Consider the following 2,581-nt stretch of genomic DNA (forward strand, 5'->3'; position numbering starts at 1 on the left):
CATAGGACTACTCCCAGTGCTACCACCAGGACTTCCAATGTTCGGCATCACATCACAAGACGGCCGTCACCGTGGGGATACATTCAGTTCCGCATCGATCTCATAAAACGCCCCAATGATACCTTCCCAAAGCAACGCGTAACACGGAGTGCCCTTCGGTACGTTAGACATCCCAAACGCGCACAGAAGGTGCGATCGTTCATGGGACGATGAGAAGAAATCGATGGTCTTTCCCAAGAAGCGCTTCTTGCTGACGATCACCTGATCGCTACCGCGGTAGTCAGCCGCTGCTTCACCTACGCGCGGAGAGTCGCCGGGCCACCAACCCCCTTCACATAGAACGTCGGGAACGGCATGTAGTTCGGCAAGTGCGTCGAATGCATCGAGGACAGATAACGACGAATGTCGGTACTTCGAACTCTTCTCGGCCTCGATGGAGAATACCAAGCGGCCTTCCTCGACATACGCAAATGCGCCATCATGGCCTGGGTTGTAAGAAAGTATTTTCATATTGAAAACCCGCTGATAGCTGCCTCGTTTGAATCTAGGAGAACCCTCTCGCTCTTATCGAGTACCAATGGGCCGTGGCCGGAAGCCTGCGGGTCTTAAGGCGGCCCGCAAGGTCGGAGGAGCGAGAGGCCAAGCGTTGAAATGCAGTTTCATCGGCAAATGGGGGATCGGGGTTGGGTTCCAAAGAACCCGCCGGTGGACCAGATCGTGTCCCGTGAGGTGGTGTAGCAGACGGCATTGGTCGCCGTGCTCTCCGGCATAGGCCGGGATGATCAGCGCGCCACGGCGGGCAGGCTGATGAGCGGATCATCGCTCATCTGGCTGATGGTTTCCAGATGCTATGGGGGAGCACCGCGTCATTGTACGCTGGTGCCTTTGATTAGTTCATGGAGATGCCCCATGCTGCAGCAGCGCGACATTGGCCGCTCGACGGCCGCCTTCGCTCCGGATGAGACGCTTGTCGTTGTCGTAGAGATGAGCCGTTCCACATGGCTCATCGCCGGACTCCTCCCGGGTGTTAATCGCCGTCCTCTGAAGAAGCTCAAACCAGACGAGAATGTTCTGATGCGCCTGCTGGAAGGCTGGCGCCAAGAAGCTCTTGCCGCTGGTCGGACGATCGCGCGCGTGGTGGTTGCCTACGAAGCGGGACGTGACGGCTTTTGGCTGGCCCGATGGCTGCGAGCCCACGGGATCGAGGCCCACGTGATCCACGCAACCAGTGTCACCGTGTCCCGCGATCGCCGGCGCGCCAAGACCGACCGACTCGACACCGCCCTTCTCATGCGTGTTCTTCTCGGCTGGCTTCGGGGCGAAGTAGGGCACTGCACGATGGCCGCCGTCCCGGAGATCAGCGAGGAGGATGCCAAGCGCCCGACAAGGGAACGCGAGAACCTCGTCGCCGAGCGCACTCGCCTGGTGAACCGGATGAAGGCAGCGCTTGCCCGCCTCGGCATTCGTGACGTCAACCCGGCCCTGCGCAAGACGGCGGGTCGTCTCGACACGCTACGGACTGCGGAGGGAACAAAGATCCCTGGCAATACCCTGGCGGAGATGCGCCGCGACATCGCGCGGCTGCGGCTCGTTGAAGATCAGATCGCCGAGATTGAGCGTGAGCGGCTACAGCGGCTTGCGAAGCTCAATCCGGAACGCAGCCGCGCCGCCGCTATGGTTCATATGCTTTCGCGCGTCGTCGGCCTCGGCGTGGAAACGGCCGACATGCTGGCACACGAGATCCTGCTTCGCGATCTGCGCGACCGTCGCGCTGTCGCCCGCTACGCTGGGCTCACTGGGTCGCCCGATGATAGCGGTGCTCGCCGACGTGAGCGCGGATTATCGCGCGCCGGGAATGCCCGGGTCCGCAGAGGCATGGTCCAACTGGCTTGGCGGTTCCTTGTCTTCCAGAAGGAAAGCGCCCTGGTTGCGTGGTACCGAGAGCGAGGGAGTGCGCGTTCGACCGCATGCCACGGCAGCTGCCGCATAGTCGCGAGAGGACAGGCGAAGAGTTCCGTCTGCCTGTTAGCGAGCCCGAGGTGGCGGGCGCCCGTTACATGACATGGTTCCAATACCGCTTTCCAGATGGGGACCGCCGCCCGGAGCCTGGTCGTCGATGCGGATGACTGCATCATGGTTCGGGCTTCCCTACGGCCCACCGAATACAAGGTCGCAGCGCACCTTGTGCGCCTCGCAAACCGGCTCCGCCTTTGACCACCTCGGCCCGTTCGACCCGAGATTGAAGCGCCGTGCTCAGGACCGTCAAGGACGCTTCGCGCTGCTGTGCAGTGCCCTGCGGGCCTCCTTGACCGCCCCTGCGCGCGGCGCTGGTGAGAAGTCAGGCCGGAACGAAGGAATGCCCGCCCCGGCCGAACAAAGGAATGGAGGTAACGATGCAGGCGTCTTGACTTCGAGGTCCCCATACAAGCGTCATGTATCTGGCGCGCTGGACGGCCCATTCGTCGTTTTGCTCGAGCAGGAGCGCGCCGACGAGGCGGACAATGGCGTCATCGTTGGGGAAGATGCCGACGACCTCGGTCCGCCGCTTGATCTCACCGTTGAGCCGCTCGATCGGATTTGT

Annotated in this window: 3 protein-coding genes; 1 reads left to right on the top strand and 2 read right to left on the bottom strand. The window is 61.8% G+C overall.

Annotated elements, in window-relative coordinates; translation table 11 throughout:
- Positions 1 to 66: 66 nt before the first annotated feature.
- A complete protein-coding gene (locus tag AU381_RS13535; RefSeq protein ID WP_015633501.1) occupies positions 67 to 510 on the bottom strand; it encodes a hypothetical protein in 444 nt (147 codons plus the stop codon).
- A 399-nt stretch (positions 511 to 909) separates the two neighbouring features.
- On the opposite strand from AU381_RS13535, the gene AU381_RS13540 reads away from it, so the two are divergent.
- Positions 910 to 2,061, top strand: coding sequence for an IS110 family RNA-guided transposase (locus AU381_RS13540; RefSeq protein ID WP_014857807.1), 1,152 nt, complete (start codon positions 910 to 912; stop codon positions 2,059 to 2,061).
- 277 nt (positions 2,062 to 2,338) lie between these two features.
- Here AU381_RS13540 and AU381_RS30720 read toward each other — a convergent pair.
- Positions 2,339 to 2,581: transposase (locus tag AU381_RS30720; protein ID WP_244520063.1), on the bottom strand; the 243-nt coding region annotated here is incomplete at its 5' end.

Origin of the sequence: Sinorhizobium glycinis (assembly GCF_001651865.1) — a bacterium.
Lineage (GTDB): Bacteria > Pseudomonadota > Alphaproteobacteria > Rhizobiales > Rhizobiaceae > Sinorhizobium > Sinorhizobium glycinis.

Coding starts and splice junctions, on each gene's coding strand:
- AU381_RS13535 (WP_015633501.1), bottom strand. CDS start 510: ATGAAAATACTTTCTTACAACCCAGGCCATGATGGCGCATTTGCGTAT.
- AU381_RS13540 (WP_014857807.1), top strand. CDS start 910: ATGCTGCAGCAGCGCGACATTGGCCGCTCGACGGCCGCCTTCGCTCCG.